Below are 24,196 nucleotides of genomic sequence, written 5' to 3' on the forward strand. Positions count from 1 at the left end.
GGGGAGCGCGGTCCGCGAGACGGTGGCCGCAGCCTGGGACAGGGCGGTCCGGCGCGCGGGCGGCCGGTCGTCCGACCGGATCCGGCTCCGTGGGCCACGGCCGCCGCTCCCCGTTCCGTTTCCGAGGAGGCAGCGCATGCCCGGACGTGTCCCCGCCGCGTACGACGGCCGGAACTCCACCAGCCCCGCCCGTGGCCGCACCGGACCGCGGCCGAGGCGCCGGTTCCGCGTGGCGGCCGTCGGGGCGGTGGTGGCGGCCGCCGTCCTGAGCGGCGGCGCGACCGCGCCGGTCGCGGCGGCCCCGCCCGGTCCGGCGCCGCACGGCCCGGGCCGCGGCGCACTGCCTCCGTACGGTCCGGGCCAGGGCACACCGGCTCCGTACGGCCCGGGCCACGGCGTACCGGCTGCGTACGGCCCCGGCCACGCCACAACGGCTCCGTACGGCCCCGGCGACCCGGCGCTCCAGCGGGCCCTCGCGGATCTCGTGGCGGCACCCGGCGGCCCGCCCGGGGCGATCGCGGTCCTGACCCGCGACGGCCGCCGGCAGGTCTACCGGGCCGGCACGGCCGAGGTCGGCACACGGCGCCCGCCCGAACCCGACGACCACATGCGGATCGCCAGCGTGGCCAAGGCCTTCAGCAGCGCGGTCGCGCTGAGCCTGGTGGACCGGAGGGCCCTGGCCCTGGACGACACGATCGGCCGACGCCTGCCCCAACTGCCCACCTCCTGGCATGCGGTGACCCTACGTCAGCTTCTCCAGCACACCAGTGGCCTCCCGGACTACAGCAAGAGCCCGGCGTTCCAGGACATCGTCCGCGCCGACCCCCGCCACCACTTCGACTCCCGCCGCCTCCTCGACTTCGTGGCCGGCCAACCGCTCGCCTTCCCGCCGGGCAGCCGCTACGCCTACTCCAACTCGGACAACATCGCGGTCGCCCTGATGGCCGAACGGGTCACCGGCCGCCCGTACGAGTCGCTGCTGCGCCAGTTCGTGTACGGCCCGCTCGGGCTGAAGGAGACCAGCCTCCCGCAGGGCTACCTGCTTCCCCGCCCGTTCCTGCACGGCTACCTCACCGCACCCGGCGAGCCGCCCGAGGACGTCAGCGAGGCGGTCAGCGCCTCCGGCGCCTGGGCGTCGGGCGGCATCGTCTCCACCCCGGCCGACCTGAGCCGGTTCATCGGCGGCTACGCCGGACCGGAGCTGCTGAGCCCCACCACCCGCCATGCCCAGCAGGACTTCCTCCCCGGAGGCTCCTCCGAACCGGCCGGCCCCGGCGTCAACGCCGCCGGTCTGGGCCTCTTCCGGTACACCACACGCTGCGGCACGGTCCTGGGCCACACCGGCAACACCCCCGGCTACACGCAGTTCGCCGCGGCCACGCGCGACGGCCGGCGCACGGTGACGGTCTCCGTCACCGGCCAGGCCACGCTGGACCCGGCCCTGCTGGCCCGACTGCGCGCGACCGAGGAGCGGTTCGTCTGCGCCCTGCTCGGCGACCGGGGCCCGGAGGACTGGGGGTACCGGCCGTAAGTCCTGCCCGCGCGCGGGTATTTCCTCCCCGGCTCCCCTTACGCGGCGGCGGGTTTCCCTTTAGCCTCACACCACCGCTCGTAAGTTACCCGCCGGTCAACAACGTTGGCGGGCGCACGGGGAACTCACCCCGAGCCTCAAGGCGAAGCGACCGGTCGTGGAGGGCGCGTACGCCGAGCTGGTCGAGGCCATGTACGAGGGAGCCCGCGAATCCTGACCCTGCCCCGCCCGTGACCGGTACGGCAGACCGTCCCCGCTCCCGCAGGAAGTCGGCGTGGCCGTTGTCCGCCTCACCCGGTGCCTACCAGGTCATCAGCTCTCCAGTACTTCCACGTGGTCGCCGATCGCCACGGCCAGTACCCGCGAGCCCGGTTCCGTCGTGCGCCAGCGGTGGCGGACGCCGCCGGACAGGAGGAGGGTGTCACCGCGACCGAGGCGGTGGACGCGGCCGTCGGCCTCGACCTCCACCGAGCCGTCCGCGACGTACAGCAGCTCGTCGTTCCGGTGCCGGAACTCGCGGTCCGCCTCGTGCGCGCCGACGAACTCCAGGGCGTGCAGCTGGTGTCGGCCGCGTACCACCGGGCGGACCCGGGCCTCCCGGTCCAGGCCGCTGTCGTCGTCCGCGCGCACCACGTCGACCGTGCGGGTCTCGTCCGAGGCCGCGAGCAGCTGCACCGCCGTCGTCCCGAGGGCGTCCGCGATCCGCTGGAGCGAACGCATGCTGGGGCGAGCCCGGTCGTTCTCGATCTGACTGAGGAACGGGGAGGAGAGCCCGCTGCTCCGCGCCACCTCGGCGAGCGTCAGGTCGAGTGCCCGTCGCCGGCGGCGCACGGCGGCGCCCACCCGCGGTGTGTTCGCGGCCTCCATGGTCGTCCCGTCCTTCCCCTCCCGGCGCCCGGTGGCGCCTGACGGCACCCTACGCGGCCCGGTCCGGAAACCCGGAGACGGTTTCGTACGGCCGACACACGCCCGTCACACAACGTCCCTAACGTCAAAGTCGGTTGTCCTCATCAAAGAAAGTTTGAAGGAGCCCGACGTGCCCGCCATCGACCAGAACTCACGCCGCCGCCGTCCCACCGGCCTCATCGCCCTCGACGCCACCGCCGCGTCCGAGGGCTACACCCTCTACGCGCCGCTCACCGGCACCGGGGAGGTGTACCTGATCGACCTCCACGGCCGCACCGTCCACCGGTGGGACCTCCCGTACCGCCCCGGCCGCCACGCCCGCCTCCTCGCCGACGGGACCCTCGCCTACAACGGCGTACTCCCGGGCGAGGACGCCCTCTTCCCGATGTGGCACAAGTACCGGGGCGGCGTCATGCTCCACGCGGCACCCGACGGCACCGTGCTGCGGGAGCACCGGGACCCGCTCCAGCACCACGACGCCCACCACCTCGACGACGGCCGCATCCTCTACACCGCCCTCGAACCCCTCGCCAGGACCGAGGCCGCTGCGGTACGGGGCGGAGTGCCCGGCTCCGAGGCCGCCGGCGGCCTGGTCTGGGCCGACACGATCAAGGAGGTCGGCCCGGACGGCGAACTCCTGTGGTCCTGGCGCGCCGCGGACCACCTCGACCGCGAGGCCTACCCGCTGCACGAGGCCTACGCCCGCGAGCACTGGCCGCTGATCAACAGCGTCACGCCGCTGCGGGACGGCAACATCCTCGTGAGCCTGCGGAGCGTCTCGGCCGTCGTCGTCATCAGCCGCGACACCGGCGAGATCCTCTGGCGGAGCCGCCCCGGCACGGTCAGCCAGCAGCACGCGCCCACCGAACTCGATGACGGTCGGCTCCTCGTCTTCGACAACGGCGTCTTCCGGCCCGGCCACGACGTCCCGTACTCCCGCGTCGTCGAGATCGACCGGACCGGCGGCGCCATCGTGTGGGAGTACCACGACCCGGCCCGCGAGTTCTTCTTCGCGCCCTTCATGGGCTCCGCCCAGCGCCTGCCGAACGGCAACACGCTCGTCACCGACTCTCCGTCGGGCCGCCTGTTCGAGGTGACGAAGGACGGCTACCTGTGCTGGGAGTACGTCGTCCCGTACTTCGCCGGCTACGGCGAGAGCGAGGTCCGCAGCCTCTTCCCGTCCCAGCCGAACGCCGTCTTCCGCGCCTACCGCTACGCCGCGGCCGAGATCCCGTGGCTGGAGGCGACGGCATGACGACCTCGCCGACCCGGATCCCCGAACCCGTCGACGCGCGCGTCCCCTGGCCGCGCCTGGTACCGCTGGCCGCCCAGCACGTCCTCGCGATGATCGCCGCCCCCGTTTCCACCGTCTTCCTCGTCGCGGGCACCCTGAAGATGTCGCCCGGTGCGACGGCCTCCCTCCTCAGCACGGTCCTGCTGCTGTGCGGTGCCGGCGCCCTGCTCCAGTCCCTCGGGGTGTGGCGGATCGGGGGCCGCCTGCCGTTCGTCATGCTGCCCGGCGGCGCCGCGACCGCGCTGTTCCTCCAGATCGCCCAGGAGCACGGCGCGCCGACCGCCACTGGCGCCGTCCTCCTCGCGGCCGCCCTGCTCCTCGCCGTGCTTCCCCTGTACGCCCGGGTCGTACGGTTCTTCCAGCCGCTGGTCATGGGCGTGACCGTGCTGCTCATCGGGGTCGCGATGATCCGGGTCGCCGCCCGGCTCGTCACCGGTCCCGACGGCACGGGGGAGCCGCGCGCGGTGCTCCTCGCCGCGCTCACCGTGGCGGCGACCCTCACCGCGTACGTGTTCCTGCGCGGCGTCTGGCGGCAGACGTCCGTCCTCATCGGGATGGCGGCGGGCACCCTCGTCGCGGTGGTCACGGGCCTGGGATCCTTCGCTCCCGCGGCCGGCGGCGGCTTCGCGCTGCCCGTGTTCCTGCCCTTCGGCGCACCGCGCTTCGACCTCGTGGCCGCACTGCCGCTGCTCCTCTTCAGCCTCACCACGCTCGCCGAGGTCACCGGGCAGACCGTGATCAACAGCGAGACCGTCGGCCGGACTCCCGTCCCCGAGCGGGACGTCCCCCGCGTCGCCCGCGCCGATGCCCTGGTGTCCCTGGCCGGAGGCCTGTTCGGCACCTCCCTCATGGTCACCAGCGCCGAGAACATCGGCATCGGGCGGCTCACCGGGGTCCGCAGCCGCTTCGTGACCGCCGGAGCCGGAGCGCTCCTGGTCGCCCTCGGCCTGGCCACGCCCGTCTCCCGGGCGCTGGCCGGCATCCCCGAGGCCGTCGTCGGCGGCTCCGCCCTCGTCGTCTACGCGGTGATCGCCGTCATGGGCGTCGAGATGCTCCGCCGGGCCGACCTGTCCGGCACGGGACCGGGCGCGCTGACGGCCGCGCTCGCGCTCACCGTGGGGCTGCTGCCGCTGCTCAGCGCCGACCTGTACGCGGGGTTCCCTGCCTTGGCCCGTACGATCCTGGGCAGCGGTGTCGTCGCCGGAACGCTCACGGCCGTTCTCCTCAGCGCGCTCCTCGGGCGGAACGACCGCGGGACCGTCACCCCAGAGGCGCCGAGTCACGCCGGTTGAACGGGAGCCGGGCGAGGAGCACCGCCATCCCGCAGGTGTCGGTGAGCGCCGAGAACACGAGGCCTCCGGCGATGGCCGCCGACAGGAGCTGGAACGCCGGATGCACGAGCAGCCCGAGCACCAGGCCGAGCAGCACGAGGGCTCCGGCGGTGAAGCGCACCTGGCGCTCCATCCCCCAGACGGCCCGCACCGGGCCGGGCGGGTACTCGAGCCCGTGCCCCGCGTCGGCCCAGGCCCGGGTGCCGCCGGTGAGGCTCGCCGCGGCGATCCCGTGCGAGGCGAGGACCTCGGCGCCCTTGCCGGAGCGGGTGCCGGAGGCGCACACCAGGAGCAGCGGTCCGGTCTCGGCGGCGTGCCGCAGGTCCGCCAGACTGCCGTCGATGCGGTCCAGGGGCACGTTGACGGCACCCGGCAGGCGGCCGGAGGCGAACTCTCCGGGGGTGCGGACGTCGACCACGTTCAGTTCGGGCAGCCGTGGCAGTGCTTCGTCGACGCTGAGGGTGCGGGAAATGCCCATGCGAACCTGTCCTCGGGAGTGACGGGAAACGGCCCGACGGCAGCGGCGGCAGGACCGTTTCCCGGATGCTAGGCGACGCCGGAGGGCGCCGCGGCGCGGCGGACGGGATCGCCACGGGGTGGCCACGACGCCGTCACTCCGCCGCAACAAACAGCGCTCGTCTCCTCCTGCTGCGGTGGATGGTGCGAGGCGCGCGGCCGTGTAGCCCGCCCGATGGCAGGGGGAGACGGAGCGCGGGGCGGGACGAGGCCGTCAGGAGGCGCCCGGGAGCCGTCCGGGCTTGCGCGGCGGGAGCCGGACGCCGGGTCGGGGCCTCGGTGTCAGCGTCGCCCCATGCGCCACCGGCGCTCAGGCGACCCGGTTGCCCTGGTCGTCGCAGGGCAGGCCGGTGGCCGGCGTGTGGGAGAGGAAGTCGCGGGTGGCCTGCCGCTCCACCTCGGTGATCGCCGTCGGCGTCACGTCGATGATGCCGCCGAAGGGGCGGTCGACGTCGCGGATGATGACCAGCATCGTCGTCAGGAGTGCGGTGATGATCGTCAGGGTGGTCAACTGGCCGAGGTTGTTCTTCCGGGGCAGGCAGAAGCCCAGGGCCGTCACGGTGACGAAGAGGGTGGCGAGCAGGAACCAGAAGATGGTGCTGGGAATGCTCGCGCTCGCCTGGGTGAGGCGTTCCTCGCGCTCGTCGGAGCGCTTGTTGTCGGCGGAGACCAGCATGCCGAAGACGGGCTTGCCCTCCAGGGTCCGGAAGGTCACGCGGAAGTCGGTGGACCACACGCTGGGCGCCGGCGATCCGTGCCCGTCGGCCATGGCCGGCCATTCCTGCTCGCGTACGGCGCGGGCGTAGCAGACGGCGCCGGCCTGGATCCGTGCCCGCTGCACCTGCGGCGCGTACTCGGCCGTCTCCACGAGCTGGTCCAGGGCCCGGGCCTCGCCCCGCGAGGCGACCTCGGCCTTGCCGTACGAGCCGTTGGCGGTGACCAGGACGAAGGAGAGCAGCAGGACGGTCATCGTCAGGAGCGGGCCGACGAGGTCCTTGACGGCCATCCCCGTGCCGTCGTCCTCCTTGATCAGCCTCGGCCGGAGGAACCGGTTCGCCGCGAGACCCGCGAGCAGAGCCACGACGGCGACGACGATGACGATCAGCACGAGAGGACCACCTCCGGGAAGGGCCGGAGGCCGTTGACGCCTCCGGCGGGGCGCCGATCATCGCGCGGCGCGTCACGGCGTGGAACAGCGGAAACGTTTGTTCGCTCACGGACGGAGGACCCGCGTTGAGCCGCGTAGCGGATCCAGACCCTCCGGTTTGGTTCGGGCGCTGTCCACCTGCCGGATCACCACGCCGACGACAACGAGGCGAGGGCGCCCCGCACGCGCGTGCGGGGCACCCTCAGGCGTCCTCGGCCTCGAAGGCGCGCAGCAGATCCGCGGCGACGCTCACGGCGATCGTCGCGGGTTCCTTGCCGGTGACGTCGGCCAGACCGATCGGCGTCTTGATCCGGTCGATCACCGCCTCGTCGTGACCGCCCTCGGTCGCGAGCCGCCTGCGGAACCGCGCCCACTTGGCCGCCGACCCGATCAGCCCGATCGAGCCGAGATGCTCCGTGCGCAGGGCGGCGTCGCACAGCGCGGCGTCCTCGGCGTGGTCATGGGTCATGATCAGGACGTGCGTGCCGTGCGGCAGTTCCTCCAGGACCTCCTCGGGCAGCAGCGGCGTGTGGTGCACCCGCACCCGGGCCACCGCGTCCGCGAGCACGCCGAGGCGCCCCTCGGCCAGGGTGTCGGCGCGGGAGTCGACCAGATGGAGGTCGAGGTCCTGGCGGGCCAGGATCCGCGCGAGTTCGAGCCCGACGTGCCCGACGCCGAAGACCGCCACCGCCCGTACCACCGGCAGCGGTTCGAGCAGTACCGACACCGTGCCGCCGCAGCACTGCACACCGTGCCGGTTGGTCACCTTGTCGTTCAGCGCGAAGTCGATCAGCTCCGGCTCCCGAGCGGAAGCGGCGATCATCTCCCGGGACCGGTCGATCGCGACGGCCTCCACGTTGCCGCCGCCGATGGAGCCCCAGGTCTCGGTCCGCCCGACGACGAGCTTCGCGCCGGCGTCGCGCGGGGCGTGGCCGCGCACGGTCGCGACGGTCACGAGCACGCCGGACTCCCGGCGTGCCCGCAGCCGCGCGACCGCGGCGAACCACGTCATGTCAGGCACCGACCGACGCTTCCGCGCCGCTCCGGACCCTGTCGCGGGCCGCCTCGACCGCCCAGTACACCGCCTCCGGCGTCGCGGGCGAGGCCAGCTCGACGCTGATCCCGCCGGGCCCGAACGCGGCGGCGGCCTGCCGCAACGCCTCCCGTGCCGAGAAGGCCAGCATCAGGGGAGGCTCACCCACGGCCTTCGAGCCGTAGACCGCGCCCTCCTCGCCGGCGTTCTCCAGGAGCGTGACGTGGAACTCCTCGGGCACCTCCGAGAAGCTCGGCAGCTTGTACGTGCTCGCCGCCTGCGTCAGCAGCCTGCCCCGCTGCGGTCCGTCACCGGCGTCCCAGCGCAGGTCCTCCAGCGTCAGCCACCCCGCGCCCTGCACGAAGCCGCCCTCGACCTGACCGATGTCGATCATCGGGGACAGACTGTCGCCGACGTCGTGCACGATGTCGACCCGCCGGATGCGGTACGCGCCGGTGAAACCGTCCACCTCCACCTCGGCCGCGGCGGCGCCGTGGGCGAAGTACTTGAACGGCGAGCCGCGGAAAGCCTGAGCATCCCAGTGCAGCCCCTCGGTCCGGTAGAAACCGGCCGCCGACAGCTGCACCCGCTGGAGGTACGCCGTACGCACAAGGTCGTCCCAGGCCAGCTCCTCACCGCCGCCCAGGCCGCGCGCGACGCCCTCGACGATGCGGACGTCCGAGGCGTTCGTGCCGAGCCGCGTCGCCGCCACCTGGAGCAGCCGCGCGCGCAGCTGCTCGCAGGCGTTCTTCACCGCCCCGCCGTTGAGGTCCGTACCCGCGCTTGCGGCGGTGGCGGAGGTGTTGGGCACCTTGTCCGTACGCGTCGGGGCGAGGCGCACCTCGTGCAGCGGGATGCCCAGCGTGGTCGCCGCCACCTGGAGCATCTTGGTGTGCAGGCCCTGGCCCATCTCGGTGCCGCCGTGGTTGATCAGAACGGAGCCGTCCTTGTAGATCAGCACCAGCGCGCCGCCCTGGTTGAAGGCGGTGAGGTTGAAGGAGATGCCGAACTTGAGGGCGGTGAGCGCGAGGGCCCGCTTGGTGTGCGGGTGCGCGGCGTTGAAGGCGGCGATCTCACGCCGGCGGTCGGCGATGCCGCCGTTCTCCTTGACCTGCTCCCAGACGGCGCTGATCCGCTCCGGCTGGACGACGGGCTGCCCGTACGGCGTGCACTGGCCCCGCCCGTAGAAGTTGCGCTCCCGCAGCTCCGCCGGGTCCAGGCCGAGCAGCGGCGCGCACCGGCCCATGATGTCCTCGATCACCAGCATGCCCTGGGGGCCGCCGAAGCCGCGGAAGGCGGTGTTGGACACCTTGTTGGTCCTGGCGACGCGACCGGTGATCCGGGCGTTCGGGATCCAGTACGTGTTGTCGATGTGGCACAGCGCGCGGGCCACCACCGGCTCGGACAGGTCGAGGCTCCAGCCGCCGTCCGCCGTCAGGGTGGCGTCGAGGGCCTGGATGCGGCCGTCGGCGTCGAAGCCGATCCTCCACTGGGCGTGGAAGCCGTGCCGCTTGCCGGACATGGTCAGGTCCTGGGTCCGGTTGAGCCGCACCCGGACGGGCCGGCCGGTGAGCCTGGCGCCGAGCGCGGCGACGGCCGCGAAGCCGTGCGGCTGCATCTCCTTGCCGCCGAAGCCGCCGCCCATCCGCAGGCACTGCACGGTCACCTCGTGACTGTGCAGGCCGAGCACATGGGCGACGATCTCCTGCGTCTCGGAGGGATGCTGGGTGCTGCTCTGGACGAAGACCTGCTCGGCCTCGTCGACGTAGGCGAGCGCCGCGTGCGTCTCCAGGTAGAAGTGCTCCTGGTCGGAGAAGTGCAGCTCCCCGGTGAACACGTGCGCGGAGTCGGCGAATCCGGCGTCGACGTCGCCCGTCACCATCACCGGGCGGGCGCCGTGGAAGCTGCCCGCCGCGATCGCCTCGGGCAGGGTGATCAGGGAGGGCCGTTCGTCGAGTTCCACCTCGACGGCCGCCGCACCCAGCCGGGCGGCCTCAAGGGTCTCGCCGAGCACCCAGGCGACGGCGTGCCCGTGGAACATGACCTCGTCGGGGAAGAGCGGCTCGTCGTGCTTCATCCCGGCGTCGTTGACGCCGGGCACGTCGGCGCCGGTCAGCACGCGGACCACCCCGGGCACGGCGAGCGCCGGGGCGGTGCGCAGCGCGGTGATCAGGCCGTGGGCCTTCATGACCTGGACCGGGTAGGCGTGCAGCACGTCCTTGGTGCGGTGGACCAGGTCGTCGGTGTAGAGCGCGGTGCCCGTGACGTGCTGGACGGCGCTCTCGTGCGGCAGGGGGAGGCCCACGACGGACTTCTCGGGGCGTTCGGACAACTGGCTCATGACGACACCGCCTCGGTGGTTCGCGCGTACAGCTTCAGCAGGCTCTGCCCGAGCATCGCGGAGCGGTAGGCGGCGCTGGCCCGGTGGTCGTCCATCGGTGTGCCCTCGTCCCGCAGCACCGGTGCGACGGCCTCGACGGTCTCCGCCGTCCACGGCCTGCCCTCCAGGGCCGCCTCGGTGGCGAGCGCGCGGATCGGGGTGGCGGCGACGCCGCCGAGGCCGATCCGCGCCGTGCGGACGATCCCGCCCTCGACGTCGAGCGCGCACGCGACCGCCACGCTGGAGATGTCGTCGAAGCGCCGCTTGGCGATCTTGTGGAAGGCCACGACGGGCGCGAGCGGCAGCGGGATGCGCACCGCGCGGATCAGCTCGCCGGGACGGCGCACGCTCTGCCGGTAGCCGGTGAAGTAGTCGCGGAGGGGGACCTCGCGCTCCCCGTCGGCGTCGGCGAGCACCACCGACGCGTCGAGCGCGAGCAGCGCCGGCGGACTGTCGCCGATGGGGGAGCCGGTGCCGAGATTGCCGCCGAGGGTCGCGCCGTTGCGGATGAGCCGCGAGGCGAACTGCGGGAACAGCTCGGCGAGCAACGGGACTCGACCGTCGAGGCGGCGCTCGATCTCGGTGAGGGTCAGCGCCGCGCCGATCTCGACGACGTCGGACTCGACGCGCAGCTCGCGCAGTTCGGGGAGCCGGTCGACGGCGACCACGCAACCGGCGCGCCGGGAGCGGATGTTCACCTCCACACCCCAGTCGGTGGACCCGGCCACCACGACGGCGTCGGGCCGCTCGCGCAGCAGCCGCAGCGTCTCGGCCAGGCTGCTCCTCCGCAGGAACGCGCTGTCGTCCTGGACGTACGCGGTGGTGACGGGCACGGGCGGGGCCTGCTCGCGGCGCTGCGCGAGGGGGTCCTCCTCGGTGGGCGTACCGACGGCGAACGCGGCGTCCCGGATCGGGCGGTAGCCGGTGCAGCGGCACAGGTTCCCGCTGAGCGCGTGCAGATCGAAGCCGTTGGGGCCGTGCTCGGAGTCGCCGTCCCCGTCCGGGTGAGCGCAGCGGTCGGGCCGGTAGTACTCGGCCGCCATGCTGCAGACGAACCCCGGTGTGCAGTAACCGCACTGGGAGCCGCCGCGGGCCGCCATCTCCCGCTGTACGGGGTGGAGTTCGGCGGGCGTCCCGGGCTCGCCGGTCGTGGCGAGGCCTTCGGAGGTGACGATCTCCTGGCCGTCGAGCGCCGCGACCGGGAGCAGGCAGGCGTTGACCGCCACCCAGTCGGTGGGCTTGTCGAGCCCGGGGCGGGCCACCAGGACCGAACAGGCGCCGCACTCACCCTCGGCGCAGCCCTCCTTGGTGCCGGTGAGCCCCCGCTCGCGCAGGAAGTCGAGGACGGTGGTGTGGGCCGGGGCCGGTGCGATGGGTGTTTCCTCACCGTTGACGGTGATCATGTTCGCCAATGTCGGGCAGCTTTCTGTGCTCGGGCGCCACGGGAGAGAGGGGGGCGCACGACGGCACGCGACAGCGGCGTGCCGGGAACGGGTGAAAGGAAAGCCTGAACGAGAACGGCGTCGTCAGCAGCCGTGGGCGATGCGACCCGGAACCCAGACCGTGGTGTGGGCGAGGCGACTCAGGTCGGAGCAGGTGTTCATCCGCCGGTCGCCTCCTCTCGCGGTCGTCATGGGCCGGTGCTGCCCGCAAATTAACGGCCGACGATCACGGAGGTCAAGGGCGCCACGAGCGGGACACATCTGCACATCAGATGGCTCTCAACTGAAACATCTGTTGGACAGTTCCACGGGCCGCTCCAAGGATGTGCCGTGCGGTAGCACAGTCCACGAGAGCGGAGGCACCCATGCCGCATGAAGAGACCGAAGTCGTCGTCGTAGGGGCGGGCCAGGCGGGCATCGCGATGAGCGAGCACCTGGGCGCCCACGGCATCCCCCACCTCGTCCTGGAGCGGCACCGGATCGCCGAGCGGTGGCGTTCCGAACGCTGGGACTCCCTGGTCGCGAACGGGCCCGCGTGGCACGACCGTTTCCCCGGTCTGGAGTTCGCCGACCTCGCCCCCGACGCCTTCGCGTCGAAGGAGCAGGTCGCCGACTACTTCGTCGCGTACGCCGAGAAGATCGGCGCCCCGGTCCGCAGCGGAGTCGAGGTGACCTCGGTGCGCAGGCTCGCCGGCCGGCCCGGCTTCCGCGTCGAGACGCCGGAGGGCTCGATCGACGCGCGCTACGTCGTGGCCGCGACCGGGGCGTTCCAGCGGCCCGTCGTCCCGCCCGTCGTGCCGGACGGCGCCGTCCCCACCCAGCTCCACTCCAGCGGCTACCGCAACCCGGAGCAACTGCCCGAGGGCGCGGTCCTCGTCGTCGGGGCCGGTTCCTCGGGGGTCCAGATCGCCGACGAACTGCGCCGGTCCGGGCGCCGGGTGTTCCTCTCCGTCGGTCCGCACGACCGTCCGCCCCGCGCCTACCGGGGGCGTGACTTCTGCTGGTGGCTCGGCGTGCTCGGGATCTGGGACGCGCAGACCCCTAACACGGCTTCCACGGCCTCACCGACGCCCGCTTCACCCCGACCACGGCCGGATTCCTCGCCCTCGTGCCGATCCTGCTCTTCGCGTACGTCGGCTTCGAGGCCCCCAACGCCGCCGGCGAGGAGATGCACGACCCGCAGCGCGACGTGCCCGCCGCGCTCGGACGCTCCGCGACCGTCGCCGCCTGCTGCTACCTGCTGCCCGTGCTCGCGCTGCTCGCCGTCGTCCCCGCCCGCCAGGTCACCGGCATCGGCGGCTTCATGGAAGGCGCCCGCCTCGTCTTCGGCATCTACGGCGACGCGGCGGGCCCGCTCCTGACGCTCACCGCCGTCATGTTCGTCTTCGCCCTCCTCACCCAGGGCAGCGCGTGGATGATCGTCAGCGACCGCATGCAGGCGATGGCGGCGGCCGACGGAGGCTCCTTCAGCCGCGCGCTCGGCGCCTTCCACCCCCGGCTCGGCACGCCCGTGCGGACCAACCTGCTCTCCGGGGTCGTGGCCACCGTGTTCATGATCGTGGCCATGCGGGTCGCGGAAGGCGACGCGGGCGCCGTGTTCGCCGTGGTCCTCACCGTGGCGGTCACCACCCTGCTGCTGTCCTACCTCGTCATCGTGCCCGCGCTCGTCCTGCTCCGCCTGCGCCGCCCGGACGTCGTCCGCCCCTACCGCGTCCCCTTCGGCCAGCGCGGCTTCATGACCTGCGCGGCGCTCGTCTACGCCTGGATCGTCGTCGGCTCCTGGTGCGCACTGTTCCCGGGCACCCTGGAAGCGCTGTTCGGCATCGGGTACTCCTTCGACGAGGTGTGGGGCCTGTCCCGAACGACGTTCGAGGCGTTCACCCTCGGCACGGTCGCCGTACTGCTCCTGGTCGGAGCCCTCGGCCTGCTGATCGCCCGAAGGGAGGCCCCGGAGCCGGCCGTCGCCGAAGCGGAGGCCTGAGGCGGGCGGACCGTGCTCGGCCGCGCCGCGGCCGAGCACGCGTCCTGTGCACACGGGGGCGCATGTGGCACGGTGAGGGCATGCCGGTTCCCGTGATTCTCGACTGCGATCCCGGTCACGACGACGCCTTCAACATCCTCCTGGCCGCCGCGCACCCCGCGATCGACCTGCTCGCGATCACCACCGTCGCGGGCAACCAGACGCTGGAGAAGACCACGCTCAACGCCCGCCGGGTCTGTTCGGTGGCCGGGATCCGGGGCGTCCCGATCGCAGCGGGCCGTGACCGCCCGCTGCACGGCCCGCCCCTGATCGCCGAGAACATCCACGGCGAATCCGGCCTGGACGGGCCCGGCTTCGGCGTCGGCGAGCCGGACGTGCCGCTGGACCCGCGCGACGCCCTCACCCTCGTCCGGGACACCCTGCTCGCCCATCCGGCGCCGGTGACGCTCGTGCCGACCGGGCCGCTCACCAACATCGCGGTCCTCCTCCTCGCCCACCCCGAGCTCGCCGGGCGGATCGAGCGGATCGTGCTCATGGGCGGCTCGACGGAGCGCGGCAACACCACGCCCGCGGCCGAGTTCAACATCCTGTGCGATCCGGAAGCGGCGGACATCGTCTTCCGCAGCGGTGTGCCCGTGACGATGTTCGGCCTCAACGCGACCCACCAGGTGCGGGCCACCAAAGAGGTCGTCGCCCGGATCGGCGCGCTCGGCACCCCGCTGAGCGCGCTCTGCGTCGACCTGCTGACCTACTTCGCGTCCACGTACCGCGAGGTGTACGGCTTCGACGCGCCCCCGCTGCACGATCCGCTCACCGTCGCCCACCTCGTCAACCCGTCCCTCGTCAGCCTGGTGCGGGCGGCGGTGACGGTGGAGCTGAGCGGCACGCACACCCGGGGCGCGACGGTGGTGGACCTGCACGGGGTGACGGACCGGCCGGCCGACACGGAGGTCGGCATGGAGGTCGACACGGACGCGTTCTGGGACCTGATCGTGGAAGCCGTACGCGTGCTCGGCGGAGGGCCGTCCCACTGACCCTCCGCCGAGCGGCGCGACCGGTTACCGGCCCGCCGTCACCTGCCGAACCAGGCGTTGTGGACGGTCAGCGTCGACGTGTTGCCCTGCTTGTCCGTGACCTCGGCGGAGAGCGAGACACCGGCGTCCTTCGCCGGGCTCTTCACGGAGATCAGCCCGCCGACGACCTTCACGGACCGCCAGGTCTTCCCGTCGTCGTAGCTGACGGACACGGCGAGCGACCCGAGGTTCGCCCCGGCCGCCGCGCCCTGCACGGTCACGGGGACCAGGACCGTCCTGCCCTCCGGGAGGCGTGAGGAGAGGTCGACGGGGGCCGCGAAGCGGACCGTGGACACCGGCAGCGCCGTGGTGGCCGCGACCTGCCGCGACCGGAAGGAGAATCCGGCCTCGACGCGGGTGGACGCCGAGGCGACCTTCGCCGCCCGCTCCACGGACGTCGTCAGCCGGTACCGGGCGTCGCCGCCGTCGACCGTGAAGGGCTTCGAGCCGGTCAGCGGATCGTCGTTCTCGGCGACCTTCACCCCGTCGCGGTACAGCGTCGTCCTGGCCGAGGTGTACGGGACGGAGCCCGGGTGCCCCTTGCCGTCGGCGAACAGCGGCACCGAGCCGACGAGCTGCTGCTCGCCCGTGGCCGGGTCGGGAGCCGTACGGAAGACACCCGTGCCCTCGCCCAGGAGCGGGCCGAAGACGCCCGTGTTGAAGGTCTCCCGGTACGTCCGGCCGGCCTCGTAGCGCTTCGGCCGGGCCATCTCGTAGCCGCCCTCGAAGGCCGGGTAGCCCCACTGGTCCGGCTCGCCCAGCTGGTTGAGCCGGGTCAGCCACCTGGCGCCGTCGGCGGTGGAGACGTAGAAGGTACGCGTGCCCGGCGCGGGCTGCGGGTCGGAGAAGCCGTTGCCCTCCGGCGCGCCCGGCAGATGGGCGTACGGCGAGGCGAGCGCGGTCTTCCCGGGCGCGGAGGCGCCGAGCCCGACCTTGAGCGTGGCGAACTCGCCCGCCTTCACGTGCCGGGTGTAGCCCGTCGCGACCGTGCCGACCTTGCCGCCGAAGGCCACCGAGTACTGGCTGGTGGCGTCCTTGAGGAAGTGCGCGTCCCAGGTCTGCAGGAGGGAGCCGTCGGTGACGGCCGGACCCAGGTGCGCGGTGCGGAAGCCGGTGAAGCCCCTCAGGACCCAGCCGTTGCCGACGCGCCCGATGTCGGAGTCGACCTCGTAGTACGTCCCCGCGTAGTCCGCCTTGGCGAGGCCGGGCACGGTGAGGTCCACCGGCTTGGTGGTCCGGGCGTCGGCGACGACCGTGGTGTCGGCGGAGACGTCCAGCTTCGGCTGGGCGATCCAGTCGGTGCCCGCCGCGTAGTCCGACGGGTCCTGGTAGACGGCCGTGTTGAACGTGTACGTGCCCTTGGGCACGCGGATCGTGTGGGCGCCCGGCTCGTTGTCGACGCGGGCCTGGAAGCCCGCGGCAGGCCCGCCGACACCGGTGAGGGTGTTGGCGAAGTACCGGGCGTCGGCGCCGTCGCGGCCGAGGGTACGGACCGTCAGGTCGTACGACTCCGCTTCCCGTACGGCCACCGCGGCCGTACGGACGGACTGGCCCGCGCCGGTGGCGGTGACGTAGCCCGAGTAGGAGCCGTCGGCGTCGCCGATCCTGGTGTCCGCGACGACATCGACCTCGGCCCTGCCGCCGGCGGGCACGGTCACCTTCGGGGCGCCGAGCGTGAAGAACCCGGCCGGGGCCGGCTTGCCCGACGGGTCGAGGGCCGACACCGACAGGTCGAGGGTGACGTCCGTCGCTCCGAGGTTCCGGTAGGCGACCTTCTTCGTGACGGGCTTGTCGTCGGCGTGCGGCCAGAGCGCCGTGCCGAAGTTCAGCGACGCCGGCTCGGCGACGACGCTCTGGGCGAGCGCCCGGTCGACCCGGACGCGGCCCGTGCCCTGCTGGAAGGCGGTGTAGGCGCCGCCCTCGGCCGAGCCGGTCAGCGCGCCCTTGAGCTCGGCGGCCTTCCAGTCGGGGTGGCGCTGCTTGAGGATCGCGGCGGCGCCCGCGACGTGCGGGGTGGCCATGGAGGTGCCGTCGATCTGGAGGTAGCCCGGTGCGGGGTGCGGCGTGCCGGGGCGCGTGTCGAGGGCGCTGCCGGGGGCGGCGGCCGCCGTGATGCCGACGCCGGGCGCGGTCACGTCCGGCTTGACGGCGCCGTCACCGGCACGCGGACCGGTGCTGGAGAAGGGCGCGAGCCGGTCGTCCTTGTCGACGGCGCCGACGGTCAGCGCGGCGTCCGCGGTGCCCGGCGAACCGACGGACGACGCACCGGACTCACCTTCGTTGCCCGCCGCGATCGCGAACAGGATCCCCTTCTCGGCGGAGAGCCGGTCGACCGTCGCCTCCAGCGGGTCGGTGCCGGGACTGTCGGGGCCTCCGAGGCTGAGGTTGACGACGTCCGCGCCTTCGGCGGCGGCCCACTCCATGCCCGCGATGACGGCGGAGTCGTCCCCGTACCCCTCGTCGTCGAGGACCTTCCCGCTGATCACCTTGGCGCCGGGCGCGACCCCCTTGAACCGGCCCTCGGACGCGGCGCCGGTGCCGGCGGCGATGGACGCGACGTGCGTGCCGTGCCCGACGCGGTCCACGGCGTCGGCGGAGGCGGAGAAGTTCTTCTCGGCGACGACCTGCGTCTTCAGGTCGGCGTGGGTCTTGTCGACGCCGGTGTCGAGGACGGCGATCTTCACGCCCGTGCCGTCGAAGCCGGACTCCCACGCCTTGTCGGCGCCGATCTGCCGGACGCTGCGGTCCAGGCTCGCCCCGCGCACCCCGTCCAGCCACACCGTGGCGATGCCGGAGGCGGCGACGCGCGCGCCGGTCTTCTGCCGGTCGGTCAGCGCCTCCCACACCCGGGCCACGTCGTCAGGGGAGGTACGGACGGCATCGGCGTTGAGCGTCGGGAACGTGCGCCGCACCTGGGTGTCGCCGGCCGCGCGGACCTCGGCGCGCGCGGCGCCGGCGGCCCCTTCGTACCGCACGATCAGCTTGAGCCCGGCGCGCCGGCTCCTGCGCAGCCGGGGGTCGGTGAGCACGTCGAGGTCGAAGAGCCGCTGGTCCAGGCGGCCCGTGGCGATCAGGCGCCGGGCGTCGGCGGGCACGACGAGGGTGTGGTCCCCGGTGCGCTGTATCTGTACGGGTATGTGCTCACGGCCCTTGGCGGCTTCGAAGCCCACCATGCGGCCCGTGGCGTTCACCACCACGTGGTCGCCGGTGACGAGCGGGATCCGCTCGGTGCCGCCGAGGCGCGGGGCGGTGTCGGGTGCGGCCGCCGCGTGGACGGCGATCGCCGTCGCGGGGCCGGTCATGCCTGCGACGAGGGCCACCGATGTGGCCGCCGCGACGGTGAAGGCGCGTGCTCTCTGCACGTGTGCGCGCAAGTCTCCCCCAGGAGCTCGGGACGAGGTCGGGTGGTCGGATCCGGCCGGCGGTGCCAGAGCACCCGCCGTCGGTCAGCGCAGTATGTGAGACGCGATCAACGACGGCTGGGGAGAAGGGCGTTGAGCCGTGGGGTTTCAAGCCATCCTGAAGTCCGTGAGTGCGATGGGGCGACGATGGCGGTGTGACGAGAGCGTGACGGCGGGGCGATCCTTGTGCGACGGCGATGCGCACCGGACCGGCCGGACCGCCCGGCGGGGCAGGTTTCACGGCCTTTCCGCAGGCCGGCGGTCGCCCACTCGGAGCACGCCCCTCCTCTTGGCCGTATCCGTACCCGGACGGAACGGATTTCCGTCCGGGTACGGCGGGGGATGATCCCCGCGGCTACGGCGGGGATGACACCGTCGGCTACTGCCAGGGGTCGGCTCCCGTGGCTACGGCTGGCTGTCGAGCCAGCTCAGCTTGTGCCCGTAGAGCACCCGCTGGCAGTAGTCCGTGCCCACCGGGTCGGCCGCGTCCCGGTTCTCGGTGCAGTCGGGCGCCGATCCCGGACGGTGCTCGGAGAGGGACCAGAGCCGGCCCGTGCCGCGCTCCACGTAGAGGTCCTCGGCGCCCCGGGCGGTCTTGATGGGCTGCCGGCCGTTCGTGACCAGCGCCTTGTCGACGTCCCAGCCGAAGCGCCAGAGCTGGCCCGGCTCGTCCGTGCCCTTCGACTCGTTCACGTACAGGGTGCCGCCGTGGATCGCCGCGCCCTGCGCGCCGCCGTTGGGCAGCGGCAGGTAGTTGGCCCAGCCCTGGGAGGTCACGTCGGCGGTGCGGCCCTCCAGGGCCGCGATCTCGAACGAGGAGACGCGGCCGGTGGACGGGTAGCCGGACGCCGGGCGGCAGTACTCACCCATGATCAGGCGGTCCGTGCCGGTGGTGCGGTCGAGCGAGATGTACGAGGCCTTGGGGGCGCCGGTCGAGACGCAGGCGTACGAACCCGCCGGGTTGCCCTGCGCCGCCTTGAACTTCCACGCGGCGACCTGCGGCATCACGTACCGGTAGCCGAAGCTGTACCAGACGTTGTCGTGGCGGCCGACCTTCGTCTTGTCCTGCGTGTTGGCGGTGGTCTGCACCCCGTCGGTGTCGGCGCCCATCGCGTCGTGCGTGCTGGGGTCGCCGTCCGGGTCCAGGTCCATGATGGAGCGCATGTCGAAGACGCGCAGGCCGTTACGGGTGTCGGCGACGTACAGGTAGTTGCCGTACCAGACGATCCCGCCGGCGTGGACGCCCTTCTGGATCGGGTACTCGGAGGCGTGCAGCCCGTCGAAGGAGACGTGGTCCGCCGAGTTGATGTACGTCCAGCCCAGCAGGACGTGCCGGTACTTGATCTCGGGGCTGCCGGTCGCCGGGTTGGTCCGGCTCTGCACGAAGGTGATCCGGACGCCCTTCTGGTTGCAGGCGTCGTCGGCCGCCAGCTCGGCCTCGGTGCAGTCGCCGGTCGCCGGGTTCGGGTCGGTCTCCCGGCCCGGGTCCGAGCCGTCGTACGAGGCGAACAGCTGGATGTTCCCGGCCGTGCCCCACAGCTCGTCGTCCTGGGCGTCGGAGACACCGGTGAAGCCCTGCGGGACCCACTCGGGGGAGGTGGAGTCGTCGCTCTGCAGGCAGTACTTGATGTCGGGGTCGGGAGCGGTGCCGAACGGGTCGCGGGAACACCAGGGCGTGACGGTGCGGTTCGCCCCCGCGAGGAGGTTCTGCACGCCCGACTTGGGGAGTACGGCGTCCAGGCGGGCGACCCGGGCGGTGGTCTCGGAGTTCAGCGCGCCGGGCGACATCGTGAAGTCGCTCGGGTCGGCCGTGCCGCCGGGCGAGGTCCAGCCGGCGGCCGTGAGCGCCGAGGGAGCGGCGACGGTCGTGAGCGGCTCCTGGACGGTGGGGTCCGAGGAGCTGGTCGGGACGACATCGGCCTGGGCCGGAGCCACGAGACCGGTGACGGCGAGCGAGGCCGCGACGGCTGCCGTGAGCCAGGCGCGGCGTATGCGCCGTGAGGGCATGGGAGGTTGCCTCCGTTGTCGGTGTGTCAGACAAGTCGAACGGAGGGTTCCAGAACGCCGGAGGGAAAGGCAACCGTGACGAATGCATCGACAACGCCATCGAATGCTCGGCCGGTTGATGCTCCCTCAGGTACGATGCGCCGCGCGTACGGCCGAGGTTCGGGCTGCCCGGACGACCGCGGGCCCGCCCGCCCGGCGTCCGGTTCGGCGCAAGACCCGTCACCGATCCCCACAAGATCCACACGGTGGGCGCTCGTGCGGTGGGCGGTCCTACCATGTGCCGATGAGCGCCCACGGCATCGACCGCCCGGCGGACCTCGACACGGTCCGCGAGTCCTACGACCGCGTGGCGGACAACTACGCCCACATGGTGACGACGACGGGAATCGGCGACATCCGACGTCACCCGTGGCACAAGGCGTCGATCGACGCCTTCGCCGACACGGTGGGGCAGCTGGGCCCGGTCCTCGACGTCGGCTGCGGACCCGGGACGGTCACCGCGTACCTCGCCGAGCGCGGACTCGACGTGTCCGGGGTCGACCTCTCCCCGCGCATGATCGAGAACGCCCGCCGCCTGTACCCGCACTGCCGCTTCGCCGTCGCCTCCGCCACCGAACTCGACCTCGCCGAGGAGTCCCTCGGCGGCGTACTCGGCTGGTGGTCGCTGTTCAACCTCCCCCGCGCGGTGCTCCCGCAGGTCCTCGGCATGTTCGCGCGCGCCCTCAAGCCGGGCGGCCACCTCATCGCCGCCACCCACGTCGGCGACGAGGACATCCTGCGCACCGAGGCGTACTGGACCGACTCCATCCGCTGGACGACCCACCAGTGGCGCCCGGAGCAACTCGTCCACCTGATCGAACAGTCCGGCCTCCACCCGGTCGCCGAACTCCGCCTCCCCGCGGACGAACACACGGGCCCGGGCGTGGTCGTCATGGCCAAGCGCATCCGCTGAGACCCCCGCGCACACGGCCGGGGGGCGGCGGGGCCCGGTGGCCGTGTGCTGCTCAGCGGGTGAAGAAGCCTCGTGCGGGTCACCACGCCGGGCAGCGGCGTGCCCGCGTGGGGCCGGTCATGGACCGTGACCCTCGTTGAGGTCAGGCCATGCGGCCCCGGTCTAGGCGTAGGCCCCGGGCTCAGGCGTGCGGCCCCGCCGTTGCGGTGAGGGTCGACGGCAGTTGTGCCGCCGTCGCGCGGAGGCGGTGGACGAGGTCGTCGGGGGTGTGGCCCTTCGGCTGGGCCACCCAGGCGTCGAGCGTCCGGTGGAACAGGACGACGAGCAGGTCGAGGGCCAGGCGGGCGTGGAGCCGGCCGTCGGGGCCCGGGAGGGCGAAGCGGCGTTCGACCACGGCGAGCGCGGACCGCGTGGTGCGGTCGCAGAAGGCGAGGCCGTGCGCGTCCATCGAGGGCGTGAGGGCCGCGAGGCGGCGGGCGGCCAGGACGCGTCCGGCCCATCCGTCGGCCGGCATCCGGCCGACGGCCTCGGCGAGGGCGTCCTCCAGCAGCGCGAGGAGCCGCCGGCCGTCGGCCGGGCACGACTCCAGGACGTCGAGGAAGGCCGCCCACAGGTCCTGTGTGGGGGCCATGGCGACGTCCTCCTTGCTGTCGAAGTAGCGGAAGAAGGTCCGCTTCGACACCTCGGCGGCCTCGCAGAGCCCGTCCAGCGTCACGCCGTCGAACCCATGGGCGCCGAACAGGTCGAGCGCCGTGTCGATCAGCGTCTGCCGGGTGCGCAGCTTCTTTCGCTCGCGCAGCGGGAGCGTGCGGGACGTGGGGGGTGTGGGGGAGGTCTCGGCGGTCATCGGCACCACTGTATCCGAGCGGCGAACGCTACCTATAGGCTTATGCCACTCAGTGGCAGAATCTTGGAGGTCCTCTGTGCGCGCCCTTCTCGTCGACCCCTCCGCCCCCGGCGGTCTCCGCCTCGGCACCGCCCCCGACCCCGAAACCGCCCCCCACCAGGCCCTGGTCCGCGTGACCGCGACCTCGCTCAACCCCGGCGAGATAGCGTTCGGCCTCGGCGCCGCCCCGGCGGGCTCGGTCCTCGGCTGGGACGCCGCCGGCATCGTCGAGCGGGCCGCCGCGGACGGCTCGGGACCCGCCGCCGGCACCCCCGTGGTGACCCTGATGCCCGACGGCGCCTGGGCCGAACTCCGCGCGGTCGACACCGCCTTGATCGGCGTCGCCCCCGCCGGCGCCGACCCGGGCGCCCTCGCGACCGTCCCCGTCGCCGCCACCAGCGCCCTGCGCGCCCTGCACCGCCTCGGCCCGCTCCTCGGCCGCGACGTCCTGATCACCGGGGCGACCGGAGGCGTCGGACGGTACGCCGTCCAGCTCGCCCGCGCGGCGGGCGCCCGCGTCGTGGCGTCGACGAGCTCCCCGGCCGCGAACGGCGCGCTCCTGCGCGGCCTCGGAGCACACGAGGTGGTCCGCGCGCCGAAGGAGGCCTCCCGGCCCGTGGACGGGGTCGTCGACCTGGTCGGCGGCCCCCTCCTCGTCGACGCGTACGACACCCTCGCCGAGGGCGGCACGCTGGTCGCCCTCGGCCACTCCGCCGGCACGGGCGAGGACTTCCCGTTCGGAGCGCTGTTCGGCGACCAGGGCCGGCACGACCGGTCCGTCGTGACCTTCTTCCTGCTCTCCTGCGCCGGCCTCGACCGCGACCTCGGCTGGCTCGCCCACCGCGTCGCCGACGGCACCCTGGACCCGGGCATCACCTGGCGGGGCGGCTGGGACGACGCCGCCGGCGCGGTCGCCGCCCTGCTCGCCGGGGACCTGCACGGCAAGGCGGTCCTGACGTTCGACCAGAGCTGACATCCCGGCGACGCCGGCCCGGAGGAGGATGGCGCCATGCGCATTCTGATCATCACCGCCGGATCCCGGGGAGACGTCGCCCCCTTCACCGGCCTGGGCCGCCGCCTGCTCGACGCCGGCCACCAGGTCGCCGTGGCCGCCCACCCGTCCTTCGCCGCACTGATCGCCGGGTGCGGTCTCGAGCACCGCACCGTGCCCGGGGACCCGGAAGCGCTGATCCGTGACTGGTCCCGGGCCGCCTCGCGCGCGGAGGCCCAGGCCCTGACCAGGGCGTACGCGGACGGGCTCGCCGACGGGGTGGCGGACGCCGTGGCGGACGGCGCCGACCTGCTCCTCACCGCGCACGGCCCGGCACCGCTGACCCGGACGGCCGCCGCGGCCCACGGCGTCCCGGTCGTCGGCACCTACCTCGTACCGTCCTTCGCCACCCGGGAGTTCCCGCTCCCCAACGCGCGCAACGCCGAAGGCCTCGGCCCCGAGGGCAACCTCGCCGCGGGACAGGACGTGCTGAAGCGCGCCGACGGGGTCTTCGCCGGTGCCGTGACCCGGCTGCGCGACCGCCTCGGACTGCCCGCCGCCACGCCCTCGGCGGCGGGGGACATCCGGCCGGCCTTCCACGGCTACAGCCCGCTGGTGGTGCCGCGCCCCGAGGACTGGCCGTCCGGGGTCCACGTCACGGGGTACTGGTGGGCCGCGCGGCCCGACGGCTGGCAACCTCCCACCGCACTCGTCGACTTCCTCCAGGCCGGTCCGCCCCCGGTGTTCCTCGGCTTCGGCAGCATGGCGGCGGGACAGGGGGAGCGGCTCAGCGAACTGGTGGGCGCGGCGGTACGGCGCGCGGGCGTGCGCGCGGTGGTGCAGGCGGGCTGGGCCGGGCTCGTCGGCCACGACTCCGACGACGTCCTGGCCGTCGGGGACGTCCCGCACGACTGGCTCTTCCCCCGCACCGCCGCCGTCGTCCACCACGCCGGGGCGGGCACCACCGCGGCCGCACTCCGGGCCGGCGCACCCGCCGTGCCCGTCCCCGTCATGTACGACCAGCCCTTCTGGGCCTCCCGGCTGCACGCCCTGGGAGTGGCCCCCCGGCCCGTGCCGTTCGCGGACCTGACCGCCGAGAACCTCGCCGACGCGATCACGGCCTGCCTCTCCGAGCCGTCCCACCGCCGCCGCGCGGCCGAACTCGCCCACGGGCTCGCCGCGGAGGACGGCGCCGCCGCGCTGCTCGCCCACATCGGCACGCGGTCCACCCGCTGACGCGGGCGGGGCGCGTGCGGCGCGCTTCGGAGGCCGGGGTGAGCGGAGTGCTTCGATCGGCGTGAATGGACGGACCGGGGGCCGCTCCC

At 73.4% G+C, this 24,196-nt stretch carries 17 protein-coding genes and 1 pseudogene; 9 read left to right on the forward strand and 9 right to left on the reverse strand.

The window, feature by feature from the left end; all coding sequences use genetic code 11:
* Positions 1-136 precede the first annotated feature (136 nt).
* Positions 137-1,531, forward strand: a complete 1,395-nt coding sequence (locus ACZ7HT_RS04760) for a serine hydrolase domain-containing protein (RefSeq protein WP_471159727.1) — start codon at positions 137-139, stop codon at positions 1,529-1,531.
* A 312-nt stretch (positions 1,532-1,843) separates the two neighbouring features.
* Here ACZ7HT_RS04760 and ACZ7HT_RS04765 read toward each other — a convergent pair whose 3' ends face one another.
* Positions 1,844-2,398, reverse strand: coding sequence for a helix-turn-helix domain-containing protein (locus ACZ7HT_RS04765; RefSeq protein WP_382857707.1), 555 nt, complete (start codon positions 2,396-2,398; stop codon positions 1,844-1,846).
* 169 nt (positions 2,399-2,567) lie between these two features.
* On the opposite strand from ACZ7HT_RS04765, the gene ACZ7HT_RS04770 reads away from it, so the two are divergent.
* Both ACZ7HT_RS04770 and ACZ7HT_RS04775 read left to right on the forward strand, forming a co-directional pair.
* Positions 2,568-3,692: an aryl-sulfate sulfotransferase gene (locus ACZ7HT_RS04770; protein WP_471159730.1), complete on the forward strand. Its 1,125-nt coding sequence runs from the start codon at positions 2,568-2,570 to the stop codon at positions 3,690-3,692.
* On the forward strand, positions 3,689-5,023 hold the full coding sequence (locus ACZ7HT_RS04775) for a uracil-xanthine permease family protein (RefSeq protein WP_471159733.1): 1,335 nt from the start codon (positions 3,689-3,691) through the stop codon (positions 5,021-5,023). Before ACZ7HT_RS04770 ends, ACZ7HT_RS04775 begins: the two co-directional genes overlap by 4 nt.
* On the opposite strand, the gene ACZ7HT_RS04780 is transcribed toward ACZ7HT_RS04775, so the two are convergent.
* The 5 genes from ACZ7HT_RS04780 to ACZ7HT_RS04800 form a co-directional block, all read right to left on the reverse strand.
* Entirely contained in the window at positions 4,992-5,540 is a 549-nt protein-coding gene (locus ACZ7HT_RS04780) for a rhodanese-like domain-containing protein (RefSeq protein WP_471159736.1), read from the reverse strand. The two genes, ACZ7HT_RS04775 and ACZ7HT_RS04780, sit on opposite strands and share 32 nt — an antisense overlap.
* Positions 5,541-5,888: 348 nt before the next feature.
* Positions 5,889-6,686, reverse strand: coding sequence for a bestrophin-like domain (locus ACZ7HT_RS04785; RefSeq protein ID WP_471159738.1), 798 nt, complete (start codon positions 6,684-6,686; stop codon positions 5,889-5,891).
* Between the two features lie 241 nt (positions 6,687-6,927).
* Positions 6,928-7,737, reverse strand: a complete 810-nt coding sequence (xdhC, locus tag ACZ7HT_RS04790; protein ID WP_471160067.1) for a xanthine dehydrogenase accessory protein XdhC — start codon at positions 7,735-7,737, stop codon at positions 6,928-6,930.
* A gap of 1 nt (position 7,738) precedes the next feature.
* Positions 7,739-10,099, reverse strand: coding sequence for a xanthine dehydrogenase molybdopterin binding subunit (gene xdhB / locus ACZ7HT_RS04795; protein WP_471159741.1), 2,361 nt, complete (start codon positions 10,097-10,099; stop codon positions 7,739-7,741).
* Positions 10,096-11,541 carry a xanthine dehydrogenase small subunit gene (locus tag ACZ7HT_RS04800; protein WP_471159743.1) on the reverse strand — a complete coding sequence of 482 codons (1,446 nt, stop codon included), beginning with the start codon at positions 11,539-11,541 and terminating at the stop codon, positions 10,096-10,098. The genes xdhB and ACZ7HT_RS04800 overlap by 4 nt, the downstream gene beginning before the upstream one ends.
* Positions 11,542-11,945: 404 nt before the next feature.
* Between ACZ7HT_RS04800 and ACZ7HT_RS04805 the strand changes: the two are divergent.
* The 3 genes and pseudogenes from ACZ7HT_RS04805 to ACZ7HT_RS04815 form a co-directional block, all read left to right on the forward strand.
* Positions 11,946-12,521 (forward strand): annotated as a pseudogene (locus ACZ7HT_RS04805) (flavin-containing monooxygenase); the annotation flags it as partial.
* Positions 12,522-12,688: 167 nt separating this feature from the next.
* Complete coding sequence (locus ACZ7HT_RS04810) at positions 12,689-13,561, forward strand: APC family permease (RefSeq protein WP_471159746.1); 873 nt, start codon at positions 12,689-12,691, stop codon at positions 13,559-13,561.
* Between the two features lie 80 nt (positions 13,562-13,641).
* Positions 13,642-14,595 carry a nucleoside hydrolase gene (locus ACZ7HT_RS04815; RefSeq protein ID WP_471159748.1) on the forward strand — a complete coding sequence of 318 codons (954 nt, stop codon included), beginning with the start codon at positions 13,642-13,644 and terminating at the stop codon, positions 14,593-14,595.
* A 38-nt stretch (positions 14,596-14,633) separates the two neighbouring features.
* Here ACZ7HT_RS04815 and ACZ7HT_RS04820 read toward each other — a convergent pair whose 3' ends face one another.
* Together ACZ7HT_RS04820 and ACZ7HT_RS04825 are read right to left on the reverse strand one after the other, a co-directional pair.
* On the reverse strand, positions 14,634-17,996 hold the full coding sequence (locus tag ACZ7HT_RS04820) for a S8 family peptidase (RefSeq protein WP_471159751.1): 3,363 nt from the start codon (positions 17,994-17,996) through the stop codon (positions 14,634-14,636).
* A 444-nt stretch (positions 17,997-18,440) separates the two neighbouring features.
* Positions 18,441-20,042, reverse strand: a complete 1,602-nt coding sequence (locus ACZ7HT_RS04825; RefSeq protein WP_471159754.1) for a hypothetical protein — start codon at positions 20,040-20,042, stop codon at positions 18,441-18,443.
* A 283-nt stretch (positions 20,043-20,325) separates the two neighbouring features.
* On the opposite strand from ACZ7HT_RS04825, the gene ACZ7HT_RS04830 reads away from it, so the two are divergent.
* Positions 20,326-20,994, forward strand: coding sequence for a class I SAM-dependent methyltransferase (locus ACZ7HT_RS04830; RefSeq protein ID WP_471159757.1), 669 nt, complete (start codon positions 20,326-20,328; stop codon positions 20,992-20,994).
* 181 nt (positions 20,995-21,175) lie between these two features.
* Here the strand turns inward: ACZ7HT_RS04830 and ACZ7HT_RS04835 are convergent, their stop codons facing one another.
* On the reverse strand, positions 21,176-21,841 hold the full coding sequence (locus ACZ7HT_RS04835) for a TetR/AcrR family transcriptional regulator (protein WP_471159760.1): 666 nt from the start codon (positions 21,839-21,841) through the stop codon (positions 21,176-21,178).
* A 76-nt stretch (positions 21,842-21,917) separates the two neighbouring features.
* Here ACZ7HT_RS04835 and ACZ7HT_RS04840 point away from each other — a divergent pair, with 76 nt between their 5' ends.
* Positions 21,918-22,853, forward strand: a complete 936-nt coding sequence (locus ACZ7HT_RS04840; protein WP_471159762.1) for a zinc-binding dehydrogenase — start codon at positions 21,918-21,920, stop codon at positions 22,851-22,853.
* A gap of 36 nt (positions 22,854-22,889) precedes the next feature.
* The gene (locus ACZ7HT_RS04845) at positions 22,890-24,107 is read left to right on the forward strand and encodes a glycosyltransferase (RefSeq protein WP_471159765.1); all 1,218 of its coding nucleotides are present in this window, start codon (positions 22,890-22,892) and stop codon (positions 24,105-24,107) included.
* Positions 24,108-24,196: the final 89 nt, after the last annotated feature.

The organism is Streptomyces sp. NPDC037410 (assembly GCF_055602235.1).

Bases quoted from the DNA above. Each gene is read 5' to 3' on its own strand.
- ACZ7HT_RS04760 (WP_471159727.1), top strand. From the start codon at position 137: ATGCCCGGACGTGTCCCCGCCGCGTACGACGGCCGGAACTCCACCAGC.
- ACZ7HT_RS04765 (WP_382857707.1), bottom strand. From the start codon at position 2,398: ATGGAGGCCGCGAACACACCGCGGGTGGGCGCCGCCGTGCGCCGCCGG.
- ACZ7HT_RS04775 (WP_471159733.1), top strand. From the start codon at position 3,689: ATGACGACCTCGCCGACCCGGATCCCCGAACCCGTCGACGCGCGCGTC.
- ACZ7HT_RS04780 (WP_471159736.1), bottom strand. From the start codon at position 5,540: ATGGGCATTTCCCGCACCCTCAGCGTCGACGAAGCACTGCCACGGCTG.
- xdhC (WP_471160067.1), bottom strand. From the start codon at position 7,737: ATGACGTGGTTCGCCGCGGTCGCGCGGCTGCGGGCACGCCGGGAGTCC.
- xdhB (WP_471159741.1), bottom strand. From the start codon at position 10,099: ATGAGCCAGTTGTCCGAACGCCCCGAGAAGTCCGTCGTGGGCCTCCCC.
- ACZ7HT_RS04800 (WP_471159743.1), bottom strand. From the start codon at position 11,541: ATGATCACCGTCAACGGTGAGGAAACACCCATCGCACCGGCCCCGGCC.
- ACZ7HT_RS04815 (WP_471159748.1), top strand. From the start codon at position 13,642: ATGCCGGTTCCCGTGATTCTCGACTGCGATCCCGGTCACGACGACGCC.
- ACZ7HT_RS04825 (WP_471159754.1), bottom strand. From the start codon at position 20,042: ATGCCCTCACGGCGCATACGCCGCGCCTGGCTCACGGCAGCCGTCGCG.
- ACZ7HT_RS04830 (WP_471159757.1), top strand. From the start codon at position 20,326: ATGAGCGCCCACGGCATCGACCGCCCGGCGGACCTCGACACGGTCCGC.
- ACZ7HT_RS04835 (WP_471159760.1), bottom strand. From the start codon at position 21,841: ATGACCGCCGAGACCTCCCCCACACCCCCCACGTCCCGCACGCTCCCG.
- ACZ7HT_RS04845 (WP_471159765.1), top strand. From the start codon at position 22,890: ATGCGCATTCTGATCATCACCGCCGGATCCCGGGGAGACGTCGCCCCC.